The organism is Virgibacillus alimentarius, from assembly GCF_000709085.1.
Taxonomy (GTDB): Bacteria; Bacillota; Bacilli; order Bacillales; family Amphibacillaceae; genus Virgibacillus_B; species Virgibacillus_B alimentarius.
In genome coordinates, this window is the sequence record NZ_JFBD01000088.1 from 1 (window position 1) to 20,741 (window position 20,741).

Below are 20,741 nucleotides of genomic sequence, written 5' to 3' on the forward strand. Positions count from 1 at the left end.
AAAGAGATTGAACCGCCGTATACGGAACCGTACGTACGGTGGTGTGAGAGGTCGACTAACCAAGTAATGGTTAGTCACCTACTCGATTATTTTCTTCAAAAGACATTTGAAGTTGCAGTCTCGCCATCTTCCACTCTGTTGTACTAACAGCTTAGAAAGTGTTATTATTAATATTGGATTATTTTAAGCATGTAATCAATCTGCATTGATATAGAGGAGCGTTTACGATGGTTAAACTTTTAAAAAGAATTTTTGGTAATGGGAACCAAAAACAATTGAATCGATTACAAAAAAGAGTGGATAAGATAGAGGCGCTTGAACCCGAATATGAAAAATTATCAGATGAAAACCTTAGACAGAAAACCGAAGAATTTAAAGAACGGTATGCGAATGGGGAAGGTTTAAATGATTTATTAGTTGAAGCATATGCAGTTGTGAGAGAAGGATCTAAACGTGTTTTAGGCATGCGTCCATTTAACGTGCAGCTTAAAGGTGCTATCTCACTTCATGAGGGAAATATTGCTGAAATGAAAACAGGGGAAGGAAAAACGTTAGCCTCTACAATGCCGGCCTATTTAAATGCCCTAGCTGGCAAAGGTGTTCACATTATAACAGTTAATGATTATTTGGCCAGCCGTGATGCTGAAGAAATGGGCGTATTATATGAATTTCTTGGATTAACCGTTGGATTGAATGGAAATGGCCTATCAAAAGAAGAAAAAAGAGAAGCTTATTATTGTGATATCACTTATGGTACAAATAATGAATTTGGCTTTGATTATTTACGTGACAACATGGTCCTCTATAAAGAACAAATGGTACAACGTCCATTAAACTTTGCCATTATTGATGAGGTGGACTCGGTTCTAATCGATGAGGCAAGAACACCACTGATCATTTCTGGATCTGCCCGGAAATCTGTTTCCTTGTATCAGCAAGCAAATGCCTTTGTAAATACATTAACTAACGAGACGGATTACACATATGATGAAAAAACAAAAGGTGTCCAACTCACTGAAGAAGGAATGAATAAAGCAGAACGTTATTTTTCCATTAAGAATTTATTTGATTTAGATCATGTGACATTAACACATCATATCAACCAGGCTCTAAAAGCTCGTGTTTCTATGCATCGCGATACAGACTATGTTGTACAAGAAGGGGAAGTCATTATCGTTGACCAGTTTACTGGGCGATTAATGAAAGGGCGTCGTTATAGTGATGGCTTGCATCAGGCTATTGAGGCAAAAGAGGGATTGCAAATTCAAAATGAAAGCATGACCCTTGCATCGATTACTTTCCAGAACTTCTTCAGAATGTATAACAAACTTGCTGGAATGACAGGTACTGCAAAAACAGAAGAAGAAGAATTTAGAAATATTTATAATATGGATGTTATTGCTATCCCTACAAATAAACCAATCATTCGTGACGATCGTGCTGATCTGATCTATAAAACGATGGATGGAAAGTTTCGGGCGCTTGTAGAAAATATCAAAGAGCGTCACCAACAAGGTCAACCTGTGCTGGTTGGTACAGTAGCAGTTGAGACTTCAGAAATCATCTCTCAATTATTGAAAAAGGCTGGGGTTAAGCACAACGTCCTTAACGCTAAAAATCACTACCGCGAAGCTGAAATCATTGAAAATGCTGGTCAAAGTGGTGCAGTTACGATCGCAACTAACATGGCCGGTCGTGGTACAGATATTAAATTAGGTGATGGGGTAATCGATAAAGGTGGACTAGCTGTTATAGGGACAGAAAGGCATGAATCACGGCGAATTGATAATCAGTTGCGTGGTCGTTCAGGCCGTCAGGGCGACCCAGGTGTTACCCAATTTTACTTGTCCATGGAGGATGAATTGATGCGCCGTTTCGGCTCAGATAATTTAAAATCGATGATGGAACGATTAGGTATGGATGATACACAGCCAATCGAAAGTAAAATGGTATCGCGCGCAGTTGAATCTGCTCAAAGGCGTGTGGAAGGAAATAACTTTGATGCACGTAAAACAGTGCTTTCCTATGATGATGTATTGCGTGAACAACGCGAAATTATTTATAAACAACGTTTTGAGGTTATTGATTCTGATGAAGACCTGCGCGAAATCATTGAAAACATGATTATATCTTCTTTAAATCGTGTGGTTGCTACCCATACACAAGATGATGATGAAGATCATTGGGACTTAAAAGCAATAATTGAATATGTCCATGGAAATTTATTAGATCAAGATGATTTTTTAGAAGAAGATCTCAAAGGTAAAGATGTTGAAGAAATCAACGATTTGATTATGGAAAAAGTCCGAGCGCGCTATGATGAAAAAGAAGAAGAATTATCCGAAGAACAAATGCGCGAATTTGAAAAAGTTATTTTACTTCGTACTGTTGACACAAAGTGGATGGATCACATCGATCAAATGGAACAGCTCCGTCAAGGAATTCATTTGCGTGCATATGGCCAAAATGATCCGCTGCGCGAATATCAATTAGAAGGCTTTGCAATGTTTGAAGAAATGGTCGCATCTATTGAAGATGAAGTTGCCAAATATATAATGAAGGCACAAATACGGGATAACCTCCAACGTCAGGAAGTTGCGAAAAATACCCAAGCTGTTTCAGGGGGGGAGGAAGAAAAGAAAAAAAGCCGTAAGCCGTACGTGAAGAAAGAAAATATTGGCAGAAATGAACCATGCCCATGTGGAAGTGGAAAAAAATATAAAAATTGCCATGGGGCATAAAGATATTTAAACTTTTATATTAACGAAAAATAAGTAGAGGTGAACATGATGGAACTAGTAGAAATCAGACATGAATTAGACCAAATGACAAACCGAATTTCGGATTTTAGGGGGTCTCTTTGACTTAGATCATAAAAAAGAACGTATCAAGGAATTAGAGTTTCAAATGACTACACCAGGATTTTGGGATGATCCGGATAGTGCTCAAAAGGTTATAGATGAATCAAATGGTTTAAAAGGTTATGTAGAGAAATTTGAGGAATTGGAAGAGCGTTTAGACAATTTAGAGGTTTCTTATGAACTTGTAAAGGAAGAGAATGATAAGGAATTATTTGAAGACTTAAATCAAGAAGCAATTTCCTTACGCAATGAAATGAATGACTTCGAACTACAAATGTTGCTTAGCGAACCGTACGATGCTAATAATGCCATTTTAGAGTTACATCCTGGCGCGGGAGGAACAGAGTCCCAAGACTGGGCAAGTATGCTTTTGCGCATGTATCAACGTTGGTCGGAAACCAAAAAATTTAAGATAGAAACACTTGATTACCTCTCTGGTGATGAAGCAGGGATAAAAAGTGTAACATTGCTCATAAAAGGGCATAATGCATACGGGAATTTGAAAGCTGAAAAGGGTGTACACCGACTCGTTCGTATTTCTCCATTTGATTCATCCGGTCGCAGGCACACTTCTTTTGTTTCTTGTGATGTTCTGCCGGAAATGACAGATGACGTTAATATTGATCTTAAAACGGAAGATCTGAAGATTGATACGTATCGTGCCAGCGGAGCGGGCGGCCAGCATGTTAATACAACTGATTCAGCAGTACGGATAACTCATGTTCCAACCAATGTTATTGTTACGTGTCAATCAGAGCGTTCACAAATAAAAAATCGTGAACATGCGATGAAAATGCTCAAAGCAAAATTATATCAGTTGGAAATCGAGAAACAGCAGCAAGAGCTATCCGATATACGAGGTGAACAAAAGGAAATAGGCTGGGGAAGCCAAATTCGATCTTATATTTTCCACCCGTATTCAATGGTTAAAGATCACCGTACAAATTTAGATGTCGGAAATGTACAAGGGGTTATGGACGGAGATATTGATCCATTTATTGACGCTTATTTACGTTCCCAAATAAATTAATATCGAAAAATTATATGTTTCAATCCATTTTAAAAGGGTTCATAAAATTGTCATAAACCGTTGAAAATACATGGTTCATATGGTTTATCTTGGAGAAATTTCACTTTCCCCTTCTTATCTTTCGTTTAAAAAACAAATAAATAGGTTATAATAAACCATGGTAGCCTTTACTAAAATTTTTATTAGGGGGTTTGAAAATGAAAAAATGGTTATTAGCAATTCTTTTTGGTTCTGCTCTTGTACTTGGTGCATGTGGCGGTGGAAATGATAACGCTAATGATGAACCTGAAGACAATGCGACTGAAGAGACTGAAGAAAATGGAGCAGAAGAGGAAGGCGGTACAGTAGATACTGCAGCAGCTGAAGAAATTTTTGAAAGCAATTGTGCATCATGTCATGGTGCGGATCTGTCCGGTGGCGCTGGTCCTGATTTAACAAAGGCAGGTGCAGATCATTCTGCAGATGAAATAAAAGATATCATCCAAAATGGAAAAGGTAGTATGCCAGCACAACAAGTTTCTGAAGATGATGCAACAACACTTGCAGATTGGTTAGCAGAGAAAAAATAATTTATTCTTCATGTTATTAATGTTAAAGAAAGCTTGACCCAAATCATAAGGGGCAAGCTTTCTTGCTTTTTGTGAAACAAAGATACACTCTTCGTATTCAATGACGAAGACACATAAAAATTCGTGTATCATAAACTTTAATTTTATGTTTCATTGTCGTCTTTTTTTGAAATATAAATGTAATATTATTTTATCCAAAAAAAATGACGAAAGATGTTATACTGTATAAGGATTTAAAAATCTGAGTATTTTATGTTGAATGAGAGACTGAATAAATTATCAATTTTCATCATGAACCGACATCAAAACAAAAAGGTGATACATATATGATATTGATGAATGAAGTATATAAAACTTATGCCAATGGAGTTACGGCTCTTAACGGTATTAATATTGATATTGAGCAGGGAGAATTTGTATACATAGTTGGTCCGAGCGGGGCAGGAAAGTCCACTTTTGTAAAATTAATTTTCAGAGAAGAGAAACCAACAAATGGAAATGTCATCGTTAATAACATGGACCTCAGTGACATTAAAGAAAAAAGAGTACCGTACTTACGGAGAAATGTTGGGGTAGTTTATCAAGATTTTAAATTGTTATCAAAACTAACAGTCTATGAAAATATTGCTTTTGCATTGGAAGTAATAGAAGAATCCCCACGCAATATTCGCCAACGTGTCATGGAAGTCTTAGAGGTAGTTGGTTTGGCGGATAAAACAAAAGCTTTTCCGGATGAATTATCAGGCGGAGAACAGCAGCGAATTTCAATTGCAAGAGCCATTGTTAATAACCCCGAAATAGTTATTGCTGACGAACCTACAGGAAACCTTGATCCAGATACGTCCTGGGGCATAATGGAGACATTTGAAGAAATTAATTCAAAAGGAACTACCATTATTATGGCTACACACAGTAAGGAAATTGTAAACACAATGAAAAAACGAGTAATTGCAATTGAAGACGGCGTAATTGTAAGGGACGAACACCGGGGTGAGTATGGCTATGAAATTTAGTACTTTTAAACGACATTTGCGAGAAGGATTGAAAAACATCTTCCGCAATGGCTGGATGACCGTTGCTTCAGTTGGAGCAGTAACAGTTACATTAATTTTAGTGGGTGCATTCCTTGCGTTAATGTTAAACCTCAATCAAATGGCAACTAAAGTAGAGGAAGACGTAGAGATTGATGTGCTTATTGATCCAACTTCAGATGAAGGTGATATTACTGCGTTAGGTGAAAAGATTAAGAAACTAGATCAAGTGGACACGGCTGTATTTTCGTCCAAAGATGAAGAACTGAAAAAGCTTATTAAAAGCTTTGGAGAAGAAGGTCAATCCTGGGAATTATATGAACAAGATAACCCCTTAAGACATGTTTATATTGTTCAAGCAAAACAACCTAAAGATACAATCAAAGTAGCGAAGAAAATTGAAGGTTTTGATAGTGTCGAAGAAGTAATTTATGGAAAAGATGTTGTGAAACGATTATTTGAATTTAATAAATATGCTCGAAACATAGGGCTTGCCCTAATTGCCGGTCTTGTTTTTACAGCGATATTCCTTATTTCAAACACGATAAAAATCACCATTATGGCACGTAGTAAAGAGATAGGTATTATGAAACTTGTAGGTGCAACGAATGGTTTTATCCGCTGGCCGTTTTTCATAGAAGGAATGTTTCTGGGCATTTTAGGATCCATTATTCCAATTACGTTTATTCTGACAGGTTATTATTATATCGATCATAATGTACAAGACAAGATTACATATCACTTTGTCGACATACTGCCTTTTTATCCATTTGCTTGGCAGCTTTCGCTTATCATTTTACTTATTGGAACAGTTATAGGTATATGGGGAAGTGTTATGAGTGTACGGAAGTTCCTAAAAGTATAAGCATGCTTTAAAAATAGAAAAAAATATACACACAGGGAATCGAAGGAAGGAGAAAGTTTTTACATGAGAAAGTTTGTATCCGGAATGCTGGCTGCTACACTGGTGGTTACAACAGGTATGGTTGGAATAGATGCTGTTTCTGCAGAGTCAATAGATGATGTGGAAGAAAAAATAAATGGTTTAGAAAAAGAACAGAAAGAACTGGAAAATAAAAATAATAATGTAGAAGCTGATAAAGAAAAGACTGAAAATGAAATTGAAGAAAACATAAACAAGCAAAGTAAAGTTGAACAAGAAATGAATACCATTGATGAAAAGTTATCGAAAACAAAAAAAGATATCCAATCAAAAGAAGTTGAAATTGACAAGACAAATAAAAAAATCAAAGAATTAAAGACCGAAATTAAAGAATTAAAAGCTGAGATTAAAGAATTAGAAGAGCGTATTGAAAAACGTGAGGAAATCTTGAAAGATCGTTTAGGAGCTATTCAAAAAAATGGCGGTAATGTAAAATACTTAGAAGTAATTATGGAGTCCCAAGATTTTGGGGATTTCATTTCTAGATCGTCCGCAGTCAATACGATTATGGATCAAGACCAATCTATCATGGACGAGCTTAATGCTGATAAGAAAGAACTAGAAAAAAAGAAAAAAGAAGTAGAAACGAAACAAAAACAAGTAAAAGATAAGAAAAAAGCACTTGAAAGTCAAAAAGAAGAACTAAAAGAATTAGAATCGCAATTGGATGATCAAATTGCGAAAAAAGAAAAGGTAATGGATCAATTAGAAGAAGACCAAGAACAATTAGAAGCATATAAAGTTAGTTTAGAAGATGAACAGGAAATCTTAGCTAAGCAAAAAGATGCTGTTAAAGAAGCTAAGCAAATGGCTGAAAGTGATAAAGATGAGTTAGAAAAGGAAGCAAGAGAAAAGGCTGCTAGAGAAAAAGCAGAAATAGAAAAAGCTGAACAAGAACAGGCAGAACAAGAAAACCAAGATAGCAATCAAGAAGAACAGGATAACAAACAGCAGGAAGAAGCATCTACCGAACAAAAGTCAGTTTCAGCAGGTTCAACTAAATCATCCAGCCCGGACGATAGTTCCTCTGGAACTAGCTCGGATTCTAACTCGGATAAGTCATCAATCTCTGAACCAAGCGGAGGGGCAAAGTTTAGCTATCCAACTTCAGGCGGTATAACCTCAGGGTATGGACATCGCTGGGGTTCCCTACATGCAGGTGTTGACTTTGGTGTCGGTGTAGGTACTCCAGTCTCCGCTGCAGCGTCTGGTGTTGTTGTATCCACCAATACAGAAAATGATGGGCAAATGAATGGTTATGGAAATGTTGTGCTTGTAGCACATTCCATAAACGGAACGACTTATACAACACTGTATGCACATCTAAGCAGCATCTCTGTTTCTGCTGGAGATAAAGTGAGTCGTGGCCAAACAATCGGAGCATCCGGAAATACAGGTCAATCAACAGGTCCGCATTTGCACTTTGAAATTCACAAAGGCGGATGGAATGCTTCTAAAAGTAATTCCGTAAATCCATTAAGTTCTGGGTATTTGAATTAAAATAGGTATGTTTATTTGCAATCAACTTGCATTATCTATAATATTAAAGGCATCGCACATTTCGGTGTGATGTCTTTTTTTGATATAATTTTTATTAATACAATTAGTTATGTGAATGGGTACCACCAATCTTATAAAATAATTTTGGGGTGAGAGAATGATTTTAAAAAAGAAATATATCATACTTTTGTTATTGGCTGCTTTAATTATTGGGGGGGCCGGATCATATATTGGCATCAAGCTAGCCCAAGCTGAAGGTGATAAACAAGAAAAGAGTATATTTGAGGAAGTAGTAAACAATGGTAAAGACTTGGAGACACCTGAAAGCATGTCTAAAGTCGTTCAAGCGTATGAATTAATTAACGAACATTCTTTAAAAGACGTGGATGATACCGATCTGACTGAAGGTGCAATTCAAGGTATGCTAGAATCGTTGGATGACCCATACAGTACATATATGGATGTAGAATCTATGGAGCGATTTAATGAGCAAATCGAATCATCGTTTGAAGGTATTGGCACAGAGGTCAGCATGGTAAATGATATAGTTACTGTTGTAGCACCAATTAAAGATTCACCAGCAGAAGCAGCTGGATTGCGCCCCAATGACCAAATTATTCAAATCGATGGCGAAAGTTTAGAAGGCTTAGATTTAAACGAAGCAGTAGAGAAAATTCGAGGTGAAAAAGGATCGGAAGTAGTGTTAGAAATCGAACGTCCTGGAGTTTCTGATTCATTTGAAGTCTCCATTGTTCGTGATGAGATTCCTCTTGAAACGGTTTATCCCGATATTAAAACAATTGAAGGTAAAAAGACCGGTATTCTTGAAATTACTTCGTTTTCGGAAACAACTGCCGATGACTTTGCAGAAGAATTAGCAAAATTAGAAGAGAAGGGGATCGAAGGTTTGGTCATAGATGTACGCGGAAATCCTGGTGGTCTTCTTGATTCTGTAGAAGATATCCTTAAGCATTTTGTTCCTGAAGATATGCCTTATCTACAAATAGAGGATAAGGAAGGGAAAAAAACACCTTATTATTCAGATTTGGAGAAGAAAAAGCAATATCCAATTAGTGTTATCGTAGATGAAGGAAGTGCTTCCGCATCTGAAATTCTAGCTGTTGCGATGAAAGAAATGGGCTATGATGTTGTAGGAACTAAAACCTTTGGAAAAGGAACAGTTCAACAAGCAATCCCATTAGGTGATGGCAGTACAATGAAGTTAACCTTTTTTAAGTGGCTTTCACCGAAAGGGAAATGGATAAATGAAAAAGGAGTTACTCCGACGATAGAAAAAGAACAACCAGAATATTTTTATACGAATCCGATTCAGATAGATAAGCCACTTACTTATAATCACACGGGAGAAAAGATCAAAAACGTCCAGATCATGTTACATGGGCTAGATTATAACGTAGATCGAACAGACGGCTATTTTGATAAACAAACAAAAAAGGCCGTGAAAGCTTTTCAAAAGGAAAATGATATGAAAGCAACAGGAAAAGTAGATAAAAAAACAGCGGGGCTTATCGAATCAAAAATCATTGATAAAATACGCAGCGGGGAAGATGATCAACAATTAGAAAGAGCTTTAAGTGCATTATATAACTAAAGCGAAAAATCCACGGGAATGGCCTGTGGATTTTTCAAACGTTAAAACTTGTAAAAAAAGAAGGAAGAATGTCAATAAACAACGAATATATTCTAATAGCGGTGAACGGATTTATAAATAAGAAAAGCTCACAGCATTGCTGGAAGGTGATTATAGTGATCGAAGCATGGCTTATTGAGATTGCAAAAGGAATAGGAAAGGTTTTTTTGAATCCTTTATTATACTGGGCAGTATTAATAGTATTTTTATCAGGATATAAACGGATCCAGCGTGATCGAATAAATTTCGGAACGAAAATAGATGAGATTTTTACAGAATGGAAAAACACATTATCTCCATCCATATTGTTTGGCCTATTCCTTTCTCTACTAACATTGGGTTTAGGAATGGTATTTACCTATGAAACGATTATGTTATTAAGTATCGTGATTATCGTTCTTAGTTTCACTTTTAACCTATCGGTGCTTTCAGCGAGCTATACGATCGGAATTACGTACTTATTGCTTTTGTTTTTACCATTTTTATTGACGAAACAAACTTTTTTAAAAGCTGATTTGTTTTTAGATACGAACTTCACGGGGTTAACTATATTGTTAGGGATATTTTTGCTTGCAGAAGCAGTGCTATTAAGTCGTATCAAGCGGAATGAAACATTTCCTGATTTATTACTGGGAAACAGAGGCATTTGGATAGGCCAGCACCATCTTAAGAAAATAAGCATTATTCCATTTTTTACCTTGGTACCTACAGGCATGATTGTCCCTTTTGCTGATTTTTGGCCGTATTTTTCAATCGACGGAGATACATACAGCTTAGTGCTTGTCCCATTTTTAATAGGCTTTCACTATAAAGTTACAGGCTATCTTCCATCACACATAGCAAAAAAAATAGCCCAATCCGTTATGTGGCTAGGAATAATTGTTCTTTGTCTTGGGATAGGGAGCATCTATCTTCCTTGGCTTTCCTTTGCAAGTGTGATTATAGCTATTATAGGCAAGGAACTGATCAATTATAAGCAACGTACAAAAGATAAAGAAAAAAGAGCCTATTTTCTTGAAACAAAAAGAGGGATAAAAATATTGGGGATTATACCCGGTACTCCTGCAGACAGGTTAGATATTCTTGTAGGAGAAACCATCAGCAAAGTAAATGGTAAAAAAATTGACCGATCTGCAGAACTATATCAGGCGTTGCAAGAAAGTGGAGCATTCTTTAAGCTGGAAGTACTAGACGATAACGGAGAAAAACGATTTGTTCAAGGTGCTTTTTATGAGGGAGATCATCATGAATTGGGTTTAATTTTTGCAGGACCTCCTAATCGGAGTAAAAAAAGTAAACATAACGCTTCCATTCAATCAGAACAGCATTAAAATGGTAAAAAAAGCCTTCCCCTTCAACCGAAGGGGGAGGCTTTTTTTACTAAAATATTCCTTCAATATTTTTGTTGAAATATAAGTAAACTAAGATTGACTTTTTAAAAGGAAAGGGAATACATTTATGAAGAATTACCTTTTACGTATGTGGAAAACCATTGATCCTGTTTATTTTACTTTTACTAGGTTACAATACGTGCCTAGTATCGAAAAAGATAATACTGTGTTCCGTGTACGGCTTACCCATTATAAAGGCACTACTGTTGTGCTCCGTGATGGAACGGCAATAGAAACAAATGATTTGCTATTAAAAATCCATCTGCACAATGTTCGCATCCTCAGAGATTTACAGGCTATAAATGGCGATGTTAAAAAGGCAGTATACCTTTATCATACAATCAAACATGCACTGCCCATGCTGTCTAAATACGTGATGGAACACCAGAGTCATCATGAAATTAAGGGAATCATAGGGATTACCTGCTTACATCGCGGTGCAAGCAGGTTAGGTTTTGAAATTGTCCCCATAAAAAACAGCTGGTATTGCATATACAAAAAGTTGTCCTTTTTACCAATGAACTTTCTATGCAGTACGATGGACCATAACGTGCCTGTATATTTATTTATGTCCAAAGGCCAATTACAAAACAAATATAATGGATAGTCTTTGTTTATGATGCCTTTGACTGAACAGAAACATCATGAAACGTTATTTCAGGTCTGCTGCCTACACGAATGTTTAAACCTGTTTGGCCAAGTCCTTCACTTATATAAAACGGGGAATCATTATGCTTGTGTAGTCCTTTAATAATATTCTTTCTTGCTAATTTCCCCATCTTAACCAAATGGTAAGCTTTGGGGTAGCATATTTGGCCGCCATGAAAATGCCCTGCCATTAAATAATCAAATCGATAATCTTCCATTTCAAGTACAATTGTAGGGTCATGTGTAATGACAATATTCATTCCAGCGTTTACCTGTTGAAAAGCACGAGGTAAATTACTTCTTTTTGTACTATAGTCATCAATTCCTATAATATTTATCAAATTCCCGTTGATTGTAATCGTTTTGCTGTCATTTTGTAGAATATGACAATCATGATCTGCCATTATTTTTGTTAATTTATTTAGATCATCCTTTTTTAAAACATAATCATGATTTCCAAGCACAGCATATATTCCATATTTGGGTTGTATCTTTTGCAGTACTTTTAAATATGGAATTAATTTAGGAATGGTTCGTTTACGGTCCAGAAAATCACCTGTTAATACGATCATATCAATTGATTTATTTGCTAATGTCTGACTTAATTGCTCGGAAGTGAATGAAATGTTTTCCAAATGTAAATCAGAAAGGTGAAGAATAGATAAGAAATCGCCTTGTTCAGATTCCGTATCGGGTGTAATTTTAATATTGTTTATTTTTATATCATGTGTATTTTTATATGCTTTATAGATAAGATAACCAATGAAAATAACAAGTAGTGTATAAAATAAATAAATCATTGCAAATAACCTCCTCGACAATAATTATACCATGTAATAAAAGCAATTTTATTGGTAATTTGAGGCATCAGGATGATGGAAGGAGTGGAGGCGCGACGATGGGACAAATACAGCGAAAGGCATTATTATTGCCATTTATGCAAATACCAAGCGGACACCATCATGTTGCTGATACATTGATGGCTGAATTGCGACGTTGTAATATGGAGTTAAGTTGTACTAAAGTCGATCTATTATCCTATAGTTATGGGTGGATGGAAAAACTTATCTCATCGATCTATCTGACATGGATTAAAAAACTGCCAAGTACTTATAATTGGCTATATTATCAGGCTGCATATAAAAAAACATCACAACATAATCGTAATTTTCTATATGAAATGCTGTTTATATATTTTTTTAAACAACTTGTGAAAGAAAAAAAACCAAATATTCTTTTTTGTACACACGCCTTACCATCACATATTGCTAGTGTATTAAAACAGAAGAAGCAATTAGATTCGATCGTGGTCAATATTTATACCGATTTTTTTGTCAATCGGGTTTGGGGATTAGAAGGGATCGATTTTCATTTTGTCCCCTCCATCCAGGTCAAAGAATACTTATTAAAAAAAGGTATTCAAGGAAGTAATATATTTGTTACTGGCATCCCTGTAAATTCCGTTTTTTTAGAGCAAGGTGCTCAGCGACGACACCATCCGAAGCCTTCCATTTTGGTTACAGGAGGTAATCTAGGGATAGGAACAATGGAAAAATATCTGACCAATACAAGTGGTAGTGTCCATTTTTATGTATTATGTGGAAAGAATCAAACATTATATCGACGATTATCAAATCAACATAACTCACATATCACCCCTTTTCCTTATCTATCTTGCAGGAAAAAGATGAATGACTTATATGACCGCGTAGATGCTGTTTTAACAAAGCCAGGAGGGGTTACAATAAGCGAATGTTTAATAAAGCGAAAACCAATTTTTGTCTGTAATCCCTTGCCAGGTCAGGAAAAAATTAATGTTGAGCAGCTTAAACAATTAGGCGTAATTATGCCTGTAAATGTAGAGGAGCAAAGCTTTGAGCAGAAAATTATCCAATTTTTTAATGATAGGCAACAACAAACGATTTATCAGCAAAAAATGGAGGAATATCATCAAAACTTGGAATGTCAATCATTATCTAAAATAATAGAAGGATTACTTGAAAGGATACATTAGCTGCATGCTAATGTTTTTTCCTTATTGGGATCGTTGATATAAGAGAAATAATAGGAAGATGATTTCTCATAAGATAACTAGGGTAGAATAACGAATAGGACAGTAAGTAAGATGCTAGAATATTTGTTCGTCAGTATGTTAAAATAGAAATAAATTACTTTTCAAGATATAGAGACTTGGAATATCCATTGAAATAAAAATAGATGATCAGCTATCTTTGATAGAGAAGAATGGGGGCTAGATTTGTGGAGAATCAGTTTGACCTTGTAGCCGAATATGAACCGCTTGGTGACCAGCCTAAAGCAATAAAGGAATTGGTCGAGAAAGTGAAAGCGGGTCAGCATCACCAAACATTGCTCGGTGCAACAGGGACTGGTAAAACATTTACTGTCTCAAATGTTGTTCAGGAGATCAATCGACCAACATTGGTAATGGCTCATAATAAGACATTAGCAGGTCAGTTATATAGTGAGTTTAAAGAATACTTTCCAAATAATGCAGTAGAATACTTTGTCAGTTTTTATGATTACTATCAACCAGAGGCTTACGTGCCATCAACAGATACCTTTATAGAGAAAGATGCCAGTATTAATGATGAAATTGACAAACTACGTCACTCAGCAACATCTGCCTTATTTGAACGCCGAGACGTGCTCGTTGTAGCAAGTGTCTCTTGTATCTATGGCCTAGGTTCACCCGAGGAGTACGGGAGCCATGTATTATCACTGCGTGTAGGAATGGAAAAAGACCGGGATCAATTATTGCGTGAGCTTGTAGACGTTCAATATGCACGTAATGATATCAATTTTCAGCGTGGTACATTCCGCGTTCGAGGTGATTCTGTTGAGGTTATACCGGCTTCAAGAGAAGAACACTGTATCCGGATTGAATTTTTTGGTGATGAAATAGATCGAATTCGTGAGGTGGATGCATTAACCGGTGAAATTATTGGAGACCGGGAACATGTAGCTATCTTTCCGGCTTCCCACTTTGTGACACGAGAAGAAAAATTACAAAAAGCAATTAAAAATATAGAAAAAGAATTGGAAGAGCAACTAAAAATATTACGTGGTCAAAATAAGTTACTTGAAGCGCAGCGGCTGGAACAGAGGACACATTATGATATTGAAATGATGAATGAAATGGGATTCTGCTCAGGTATTGAAAACTATTCCAGGCATTTAACTTTGCGTGAAGCTGGAGCCACTCCATATACATTATTTGATTATTTTCCAGATGATTTTTTAGTTGTTGTTGATGAGTCACATGCAACACTACCCCAAGTAAGAGGTATGTATAATGGAGACCAGGCTAGAAAACAAGTTTTGGTCGATCATGGTTTCCGCTTACCATCTGCTCTAGATAATCGGCCATTAAAGTTTGAAGAATTTGAACAAAAAACGAACCAGCTAATTTATGTATCAGCAACCCCAGGCCCATATGAACGCGAGCATTCGCCGGAAATAACAGAGCAAATTATTCGTCCTACTGGTTTATTGGATCCAAAAATTGATGTGCGCCCGGTTGATGGACAAATAGATGATTTAATCAGTGAAATAAACAAACGTATAGAACGTCATGAACGTGTTTTAATAACAACACTAACAAAAAAAATGGCAGAGGATCTTACGGATTATTTAAAAGAAATCGGGATAAAGGTTGCCTATCTACACTCCGAAATTAAGACACTGGAACGTGTAGAGGTCATTCGTGATTTACGACTCAGAAAGTTTGATGTTTTAATAGGGATTAACCTCCTGAGAGAGGGGCTTGATATCCCTGAAGTGTCTTTAGTTGCCATTTTGGATGCCGACAAGGAAGGTTTTTTACGTTCTGAACGTTCTTTAATCCAGACAATGGGGCGTGCTGCCCGTAATCAGAACGGGGAAGTTATTATGTATGCAGACAATATAACAGCGTCCATGCAAGTAGCGATTGATGAGACAAATCGCCGTCGAACCATTCAACAGGAGTACAACGAAAAACATGGGATTACCCCAACTACGATTAAAAAAGAAGTCCGAGATGTTATACGGGCAACTGTTGCAGAGGAAGACGAAGCAGTGTATGGAACAAAAACAGAAAAACTTTCAAATTTAAAAGGGAAAGAGAAAACAAAAGCAATTGATAACATGGAAAAAGAAATGAAAGAAGCAGCGAAATCGCTTAATTTTGAAAAAGCTGCGGAACTTCGTGATATAATACTTGAACTTAAAGCGGAAGGATGACTTGTCCATGCCTAGTAAGTCAATTAAGATACAGGGTGCACGAGCACATAATTTGAAAAATATAGATGTAAATATTCCTAAAAATAAAATGGTTGTTGTCACTGGTTTATCGGGTTCAGGAAAATCTTCTCTGGCTTTTGATACCATTTATGCAGAAGGACAACGCCGATATGTAGAATCTCTTTCTGCATATGCCCGCCAATTTTTAGGGCAAATGAATAAGCCTGATGTGGATGCAATAGACGGGTTATCTCCCGCGATATCGATTGATCAGAAAACAACGAGCAAAAATCCAAGATCTACTGTCGGTACAGTAACAGAGATTTATGATTATTTACGTTTATTGTTTGCAAGAGTAGGGCATCCAACTTGTCCAAAACATGGAATTGAAATTAGCTCGCAAACAGTGCAACAAATGGTTGACCGAATATTGGAGTATCCGGAACGGACGAAATTACAAATATTGGCACCTGTCGTTTCAGGACGGAAAGGGACACATGTGAAAACCATTGAAAAGCTAAAGCAAGAGGGTTACGTACGAATCCGCGTTGATCAAGAAATGCGTGAAGTAACCGAAGATATTCCGTTGGAAAAGAACAAAAAGCATTCCATTGAAGTTGTGATTGATCGTATTGTTGTAAAAGATGGTGTTGCAGGCAGACTAAGCGACTCGATTGAGACTGCTTTATCGCTGGGAGAAGGAAATGTTATTGTTGATATAGTTGGAGAAGAGGAACTTTTATTTAGCGAAAATCACGCCTGTCCCGTTTGTGGCTTTTCTATTGATGACCTGGAGCCAAGACTATTTTCATTTAATAGTCCGTATGGTGCATGCCCTACTTGCGATGGTTTAGGAACGAATTTAGAAGTTGATCTTGAACTTGTTATCCCGGATTGGAGTGAAACATTAAATAACCATGCTATCGCACCATGGGAACCTATAAGCTCTCAGTACTATCCACAACTGCTTAAAAGTGTTTGCAAACACTATGATATTGATATGAATATACCAGTAAAAGATATTCCTAAGGAAAAAATGAATAAAATTTTATATGGCAGTGGGAAAGAGAAAATACACTTTTATTATGTTAACGACTTTGGAAATATTCGTGATAATATGATCCGGTTTGAAGGGGTTATTAAGAATGTAGCAAGACGCTATAGAGAAACTTCTTCCGATTTTATCCGGGAACAACTTGAAAAATATATGGCGCATATCAATTGTCCTACTTGTGATGGCTACCGATTAAGCGAAGAAGCATTAGCTGTATTGGTAAATGGTTTGCATATTAGTAATGTCACCGACTATTCCATTATGGAAGCAAAGGACTTTATCCAAAACCTTGAACTTAGCGAGAAGGAAGAGCAAATTGCGCATATGATTTTAAAAGAAATCAGTGACCGGTTAGACTTTTTGAATAATGTTGGTCTTAACTATTTAACATTATCCCGTTCTGCAGGAACTTTATCGGGCGGTGAAGCGCAACGGATTCGACTAGCAACGCAAATCGGATCTGCCTTGACAGGGGTTTTATATGTACTTGATGAGCCATCCATTGGACTGCATCAACGAGATAATGATCGGTTAATTAACACGCTGAAGCGAATGCGGGATTTAGATAATACACTAATCATTGTTGAGCATGACGAAGATACCATGCTTGCAGCAGATTGGTTAATTGATATTGGGCCAGGTGCTGGTGAGCACGGAGGAAAAATCGTTGCAAGTGGAACCCCAAATAAAGTAATGCGAACCAAAAAGTCATTAACGGGAAATTATTTGTCAGGAAGGGAATTTATTTCCTTACCCGCAAACCGCAGAAAACCAACGAAACGCAATATTGAGATTGTTGATGCAACTGAAAATAATTTAAAAAATGTATCTGTCAAAATCCCAATTGGTTTAATGACGGTAGTTACAGGCGTATCCGGATCAGGAAAAAGCACATTAGTTAATGAAATATTGTATAAATCATTAGCGAAAAATCTTTATCGCGGGAAGCATAAACCTGGAAAACACAAAGAGATTAAAGGGGTTAACCATATTGAGAAGGTAATTGATATTGATCAGTCACCTATTGGCCGGACACCAAGATCAAATCCGGCAACGTATACAAGCGTTTTTGATGACGTAAGAGAAGTGTTTGCACAAACAAACGAAGCGAAGATACGCGGTTACAAAAAAGGGAGATTTAGCTTTAATGTAAAAGGCGGCAGATGTGAAGCATGCCGCGGTGATGGTATTATTAAAATTGAAATGCACTTTCTCCCTGATGTGTATGTGCCATGTGAAGTCTGTCATGGAAAAAGATATAATCGTGAGACATTAGAAGTTAAATATAAAGGAAAGAATATCGCTGATATATTGGATATGCGGATCGAAGAGGCACTAGACTTCTTTGCTAAAATACCAAAAATCAAACGCAAATTACAAACGATTGCTGACGTTGGGCTAGGCTATATTAAATTAGGCCAGCCTGCCACAACTTTATCAGGTGGAGAAGCGCAACGTGTGAAACTAGCAAGTGAATTGCATAAACGTTCCAACGGCAAGTCATTTTATATACTGGATGAGCCGACGACAGGATTGCATGCGGATGATATCAAGCGATTATTAAGTGTGCTTCAGCGTCTGGTCGAGAATGGGGATACGGTTATTATTATTGAACATAATTTGGATGTAATAAAAACGGCTGATCATATCATTGACCTCGGTCCGGAAGGCGGCGATCGTGGCGGTCAAATTATTGCTACTGGCCCGCCTGAACAAATCGCTGAAGTAAAGGGATCTTACACAGGGAAATATTTAAAACCAATTTTAGAAAGAGATCAACAGAGAATGAAAGAAGCACTTGATGAAAAAGAGAAGATACTTGCTGAATAATGATGAAGAAAAAGTAGCATGTTGAATCAACACGTGCTGCTTTTCTTTTCATATCGTCTAGAAATAAAGGTCATAAAAGCGATAAATACAGGGCGTAAATTTTGACGGATACGCCTCATTTCGGTAAGGTAAAAAAAGAGAAGATGTATGGGAGGATCACGAGTAATGAAACCAATTGAAATGGAAAAAGTACAGGAATTATTAAATGGCTTTAAAAATAAGCAAGTATATCTTCATTTAGAAACAACCAATGGAGCCTATGCAAATCATAATAATAAAAATGCCTATACAGTTGGTGCATATATACGAAATACCAGCGTACTTTTTACACAAGCGAAAATTATCGGAATGGAAAATGTGTACCGTGTTGGATTGAAAATGGAAAAAGGCTGGATTTACGCAGAAGGATTAACAGATTGGACTATACATGAAGGTTCTAAACTCTTACTTGCGGGGCATGATCGGGAAGGACGTCTGATGGTCTCTTTACAAATTAGTGAAACACCCTTTGATTATTAAAGTTAAGCTATAAAGGATTGGTGAAAAAGATGGAAAAACATGTTGTTGTTATATACCCGCACCCGGATGATGAGTCGTTTGGTGCAGCTGGTACCATTTCAAAATTTAGAAAAGAAGGGGTTCCTGTAACCTATTTATGTGGAACACTCGGAGAAATGGGCAGAAATATGGGATCCCCTATTTTTGCAAATAGAGAAACACTGCCAAAGCTGCGCAAAAAAGAATTGGTTGAAGCATGCAAGATTCTCGACATTGATTTACGGCTACTAGGTTATCGGGATAAAACGATTGAGTATGAAGATAAACAAGAAGTTGCTAGACATATTAAAGGAGTTTTAGAAGAAATTAATCCAAGTCTTGTTATTACACATTATCCTAACTATGCTGTGCATCCTGATCATAATGCATTAGGGGCAGCAACTATTGAAGCAGTCGGTATGATGGATGCCGATACAAGGCCTACTGTCTGGGCACAGGCTATTTCCCATAATTTTGAAAAAGTTCTTGGAGAACCAGATATTTGTATCGATATGACAGATAATTTTGATGAGAAAATGAAAGCTATTGTTGCCCATCAATCGCAAGCTTCTGGTATTATTAAAGCATTTTATGGTGATACCGAAGAATCAAGAGATTTGAAAGAAGCGGCTATCGAACGGCTCGGAAAAGAAAGGTTTTATATTTGGGACTATCCAAAAAACGATTAAAAAATTCACCTGTCTATGAATATTTTAGTAGGAGGAATTACAAAAAATAAATCCTCATATATTTATAAAAAACGCTTTTATAGGAAAAAATACGAATATGAATGGAGGATTATATCGGATGAAACGCCTTTATCGGTCGAATAAGGACCGCATGCTTGCTGGAGTTTTAGGTGGAATCGCAGAATATTTGAATATTGATCCCCCTGTTGTCCGATTGGTTTTTGTTATCGGCTTATTTTTTAGTGTTTTTACGATAGCACTCATTTATGTAGCAGCCATTTTTATTATTCCGAATGAAGGAGAGATATATTAATGTTAATTCGCTGGCTTTTATCTATTTTATTAAATTCTATTGCACTAATAGCTGTTGCTCAATTATTTGATTCATTTCACTTAGAAAGTTTTGGAACAGCAGTCTTAGCAAGTTTTATCTTATCCATCTTGAATGTTCTGGTAAAACCGATATTAGTTATTTTTACTCTGCCAATTACATTTTTAACGTTAGGCTTATTTTTGTTTGTAATTAATGCAATCACGCTGATGATCACACAAGGATTGATGGATGAGTCGTTCGTTATTGACGGTTTCGGTACAGCAATTATTGCTGCTTTTGTTATTTCGATGTTGAATATGCTGCTAAATAGTTTGGCGAGGGAAACAATCAAATAATGAACCATTCACTCAACAGGATGGATTAATGGGGATAAAAGTCAGATAGAACGCAGGATAACCACCTGCGTTTTTGTTTTATCTTCTTCGTTATCT

Annotated in this window: 17 protein-coding genes; 16 read left to right on the forward strand and 1 reads right to left on the reverse strand. The window is 36.6% G+C overall.

From position 1 onward, the window contains the following. Positions 1-227: 227 nt before the first annotated feature. The 9 genes from secA to GZ63_RS0113235 all read left to right on the forward strand — a co-directional run bounded on the left by secA (position 228) and on the right by GZ63_RS0113235 (position 11,583). Positions 228-2,741 carry a preprotein translocase subunit SecA gene (secA, locus tag GZ63_RS0113195; RefSeq protein WP_029270315.1) on the forward strand — a complete coding sequence of 838 codons (2,514 nt, stop codon included), beginning with the start codon at positions 228-230 and terminating at the stop codon, positions 2,739-2,741. 48 nt (positions 2,742-2,789) lie between these two features. Continuing rightward, positions 2,790-3,891, forward strand: a protein-coding gene (gene prfB, locus GZ63_RS0113200) for a peptide chain release factor 2 (protein WP_156947735.1) whose coding sequence is annotated in 2 segments (ribosomal slippage) — positions 2,790-2,861 and positions 2,863-3,891 — 1,101 coding nt in all. Because the reading frame shifts where the segments join, the coding sequence is not laid out codon by codon here. Positions 3,892-4,088: 197 nt separating this feature from the next. Then, on the forward strand, positions 4,089-4,460 hold the full coding sequence (gene cccB / locus GZ63_RS0113205) for a cytochrome c551 (protein ID WP_029270317.1): 372 nt from the start codon (positions 4,089-4,091) through the stop codon (positions 4,458-4,460). Between the two features lie 326 nt (positions 4,461-4,786). Beyond that, positions 4,787-5,473 (forward strand): cell division ATP-binding protein FtsE, encoded by a 687-nt coding sequence (gene ftsE / locus GZ63_RS0113210; protein ID WP_029270318.1) that lies wholly within the window; start codon positions 4,787-4,789, stop codon positions 5,471-5,473. Further along, positions 5,463-6,356, forward strand: a complete 894-nt coding sequence (ftsX, locus tag GZ63_RS0113215) for a permease-like cell division protein FtsX (protein ID WP_029270319.1) — start codon at positions 5,463-5,465, stop codon at positions 6,354-6,356. The genes ftsE and ftsX overlap by 11 nt, the downstream gene beginning before the upstream one ends. Before the next feature lie 63 nt (positions 6,357-6,419). Then, positions 6,420-7,934: a murein hydrolase activator EnvC family protein gene (locus GZ63_RS0113220; protein ID WP_029270320.1), complete on the forward strand. Its 1,515-nt coding sequence runs from the start codon at positions 6,420-6,422 to the stop codon at positions 7,932-7,934. Positions 7,935-8,091: 157 nt separating this feature from the next. Then, positions 8,092-9,546 carry a S41 family peptidase gene (locus GZ63_RS0113225; protein ID WP_029270322.1) on the forward strand — a complete coding sequence of 485 codons (1,455 nt, stop codon included), beginning with the start codon at positions 8,092-8,094 and terminating at the stop codon, positions 9,544-9,546. 155 nt (positions 9,547-9,701) lie between these two features. After that, complete coding sequence (locus tag GZ63_RS0113230) at positions 9,702-10,916, forward strand: PDZ domain-containing protein (protein WP_029270324.1); 1,215 nt, start codon at positions 9,702-9,704, stop codon at positions 10,914-10,916. A gap of 127 nt (positions 10,917-11,043) precedes the next feature. Then, complete coding sequence (locus tag GZ63_RS0113235) at positions 11,044-11,583, forward strand: YkoP family protein (RefSeq protein WP_029270326.1); 540 nt, start codon at positions 11,044-11,046, stop codon at positions 11,581-11,583. 7 nt (positions 11,584-11,590) lie between these two features. On the opposite strand, the gene GZ63_RS0113240 is transcribed toward GZ63_RS0113235, so the two are convergent. Continuing rightward, positions 11,591-12,424 (reverse strand): metallophosphoesterase, encoded by an 834-nt coding sequence (locus GZ63_RS0113240; RefSeq protein ID WP_029270328.1) that lies wholly within the window; start codon positions 12,422-12,424, stop codon positions 11,591-11,593. Positions 12,425-12,522: 98 nt separating this feature from the next. Here GZ63_RS0113240 and GZ63_RS0113245 point away from each other — a divergent pair, with 98 nt between their 5' ends. The 7 genes from GZ63_RS0113245 (at position 12,523) to GZ63_RS0113275 (ending at position 20,645) form a co-directional block, all read left to right on the forward strand. Next, complete coding sequence (locus GZ63_RS0113245) at positions 12,523-13,638, forward strand: MGDG synthase family glycosyltransferase (protein WP_029270330.1); 1,116 nt, start codon at positions 12,523-12,525, stop codon at positions 13,636-13,638. A gap of 230 nt (positions 13,639-13,868) precedes the next feature. Then, positions 13,869-15,866, forward strand: a complete 1,998-nt coding sequence (gene uvrB, locus GZ63_RS0113250; RefSeq protein ID WP_404814851.1) for an excinuclease ABC subunit UvrB — start codon at positions 13,869-13,871, stop codon at positions 15,864-15,866. Between the two features lie 7 nt (positions 15,867-15,873). Further along, a complete protein-coding gene (gene uvrA / locus GZ63_RS0113255) occupies positions 15,874-18,750 on the forward strand; it encodes an excinuclease ABC subunit UvrA (protein ID WP_029270333.1) in 2,877 nt (958 codons plus the stop codon). 165 nt (positions 18,751-18,915) lie between these two features. After that, positions 18,916-19,269, forward strand: a complete 354-nt coding sequence (locus GZ63_RS0113260; RefSeq protein WP_029270335.1) for a YojF family protein — start codon at positions 18,916-18,918, stop codon at positions 19,267-19,269. Positions 19,270-19,298: 29 nt separating this feature from the next. After that, the gene (gene bshB2, locus GZ63_RS0113265; protein WP_029270337.1) at positions 19,299-19,976 is read left to right on the forward strand and encodes a bacillithiol biosynthesis deacetylase BshB2; all 678 of its coding nucleotides are present in this window, start codon (positions 19,299-19,301) and stop codon (positions 19,974-19,976) included. 118 nt (positions 19,977-20,094) lie between these two features. Beyond that, on the forward strand, positions 20,095-20,289 hold the full coding sequence (locus tag GZ63_RS0113270; RefSeq protein ID WP_029270339.1) for a PspC domain-containing protein: 195 nt from the start codon (positions 20,095-20,097) through the stop codon (positions 20,287-20,289). Beyond that, positions 20,289-20,645: a phage holin family protein gene (locus GZ63_RS0113275; protein ID WP_029270341.1), complete on the forward strand. Its 357-nt coding sequence runs from the start codon at positions 20,289-20,291 to the stop codon at positions 20,643-20,645. Before GZ63_RS0113270 ends, GZ63_RS0113275 begins: the two co-directional genes overlap by 1 nt. Positions 20,646-20,741 lie beyond the last annotated feature (96 nt).

What these genes read in the sequence shown, in the direction of transcription:
- cccB (WP_029270317.1), top strand. Translation starts at nt 4,089, where the DNA reads ATGAAAAAATGGTTATTAGCAATTCTTTTTGGTTCTGCTCTTGTACTT.
- ftsX (WP_029270319.1), top strand. Translation starts at nt 5,463, where the DNA reads ATGAAATTTAGTACTTTTAAACGACATTTGCGAGAAGGATTGAAAAAC.
- GZ63_RS0113240 (WP_029270328.1), bottom strand. Translation starts at nt 12,424, where the DNA reads ATGATTTATTTATTTTATACACTACTTGTTATTTTCATTGGTTATCTT.
- GZ63_RS0113245 (WP_029270330.1), top strand. Translation starts at nt 12,523, where the DNA reads ATGGGACAAATACAGCGAAAGGCATTATTATTGCCATTTATGCAAATA.
- GZ63_RS0113220 (WP_029270320.1), top strand. Translation starts at nt 6,420, where the DNA reads ATGAGAAAGTTTGTATCCGGAATGCTGGCTGCTACACTGGTGGTTACA.
- GZ63_RS0113235 (WP_029270326.1), top strand. Translation starts at nt 11,044, where the DNA reads ATGAAGAATTACCTTTTACGTATGTGGAAAACCATTGATCCTGTTTAT.
- bshB2 (WP_029270337.1), top strand. Translation starts at nt 19,299, where the DNA reads ATGGAAAAACATGTTGTTGTTATATACCCGCACCCGGATGATGAGTCG.
- GZ63_RS0113225 (WP_029270322.1), top strand. Translation starts at nt 8,092, where the DNA reads ATGATTTTAAAAAAGAAATATATCATACTTTTGTTATTGGCTGCTTTA.
- secA (WP_029270315.1), top strand. Translation starts at nt 228, where the DNA reads ATGGTTAAACTTTTAAAAAGAATTTTTGGTAATGGGAACCAAAAACAA.
- uvrA (WP_029270333.1), top strand. Translation starts at nt 15,874, where the DNA reads ATGCCTAGTAAGTCAATTAAGATACAGGGTGCACGAGCACATAATTTG.
- GZ63_RS0113270 (WP_029270339.1), top strand. Translation starts at nt 20,095, where the DNA reads ATGAAACGCCTTTATCGGTCGAATAAGGACCGCATGCTTGCTGGAGTT.
- ftsE (WP_029270318.1), top strand. Translation starts at nt 4,787, where the DNA reads ATGATATTGATGAATGAAGTATATAAAACTTATGCCAATGGAGTTACG.
- uvrB (WP_404814851.1), top strand. Translation starts at nt 13,869, where the DNA reads ATGGGGGCTAGATTTGTGGAGAATCAGTTTGACCTTGTAGCCGAATAT.
- GZ63_RS0113275 (WP_029270341.1), top strand. Translation starts at nt 20,289, where the DNA reads ATGTTAATTCGCTGGCTTTTATCTATTTTATTAAATTCTATTGCACTA.
- GZ63_RS0113260 (WP_029270335.1), top strand. Translation starts at nt 18,916, where the DNA reads ATGAAACCAATTGAAATGGAAAAAGTACAGGAATTATTAAATGGCTTT.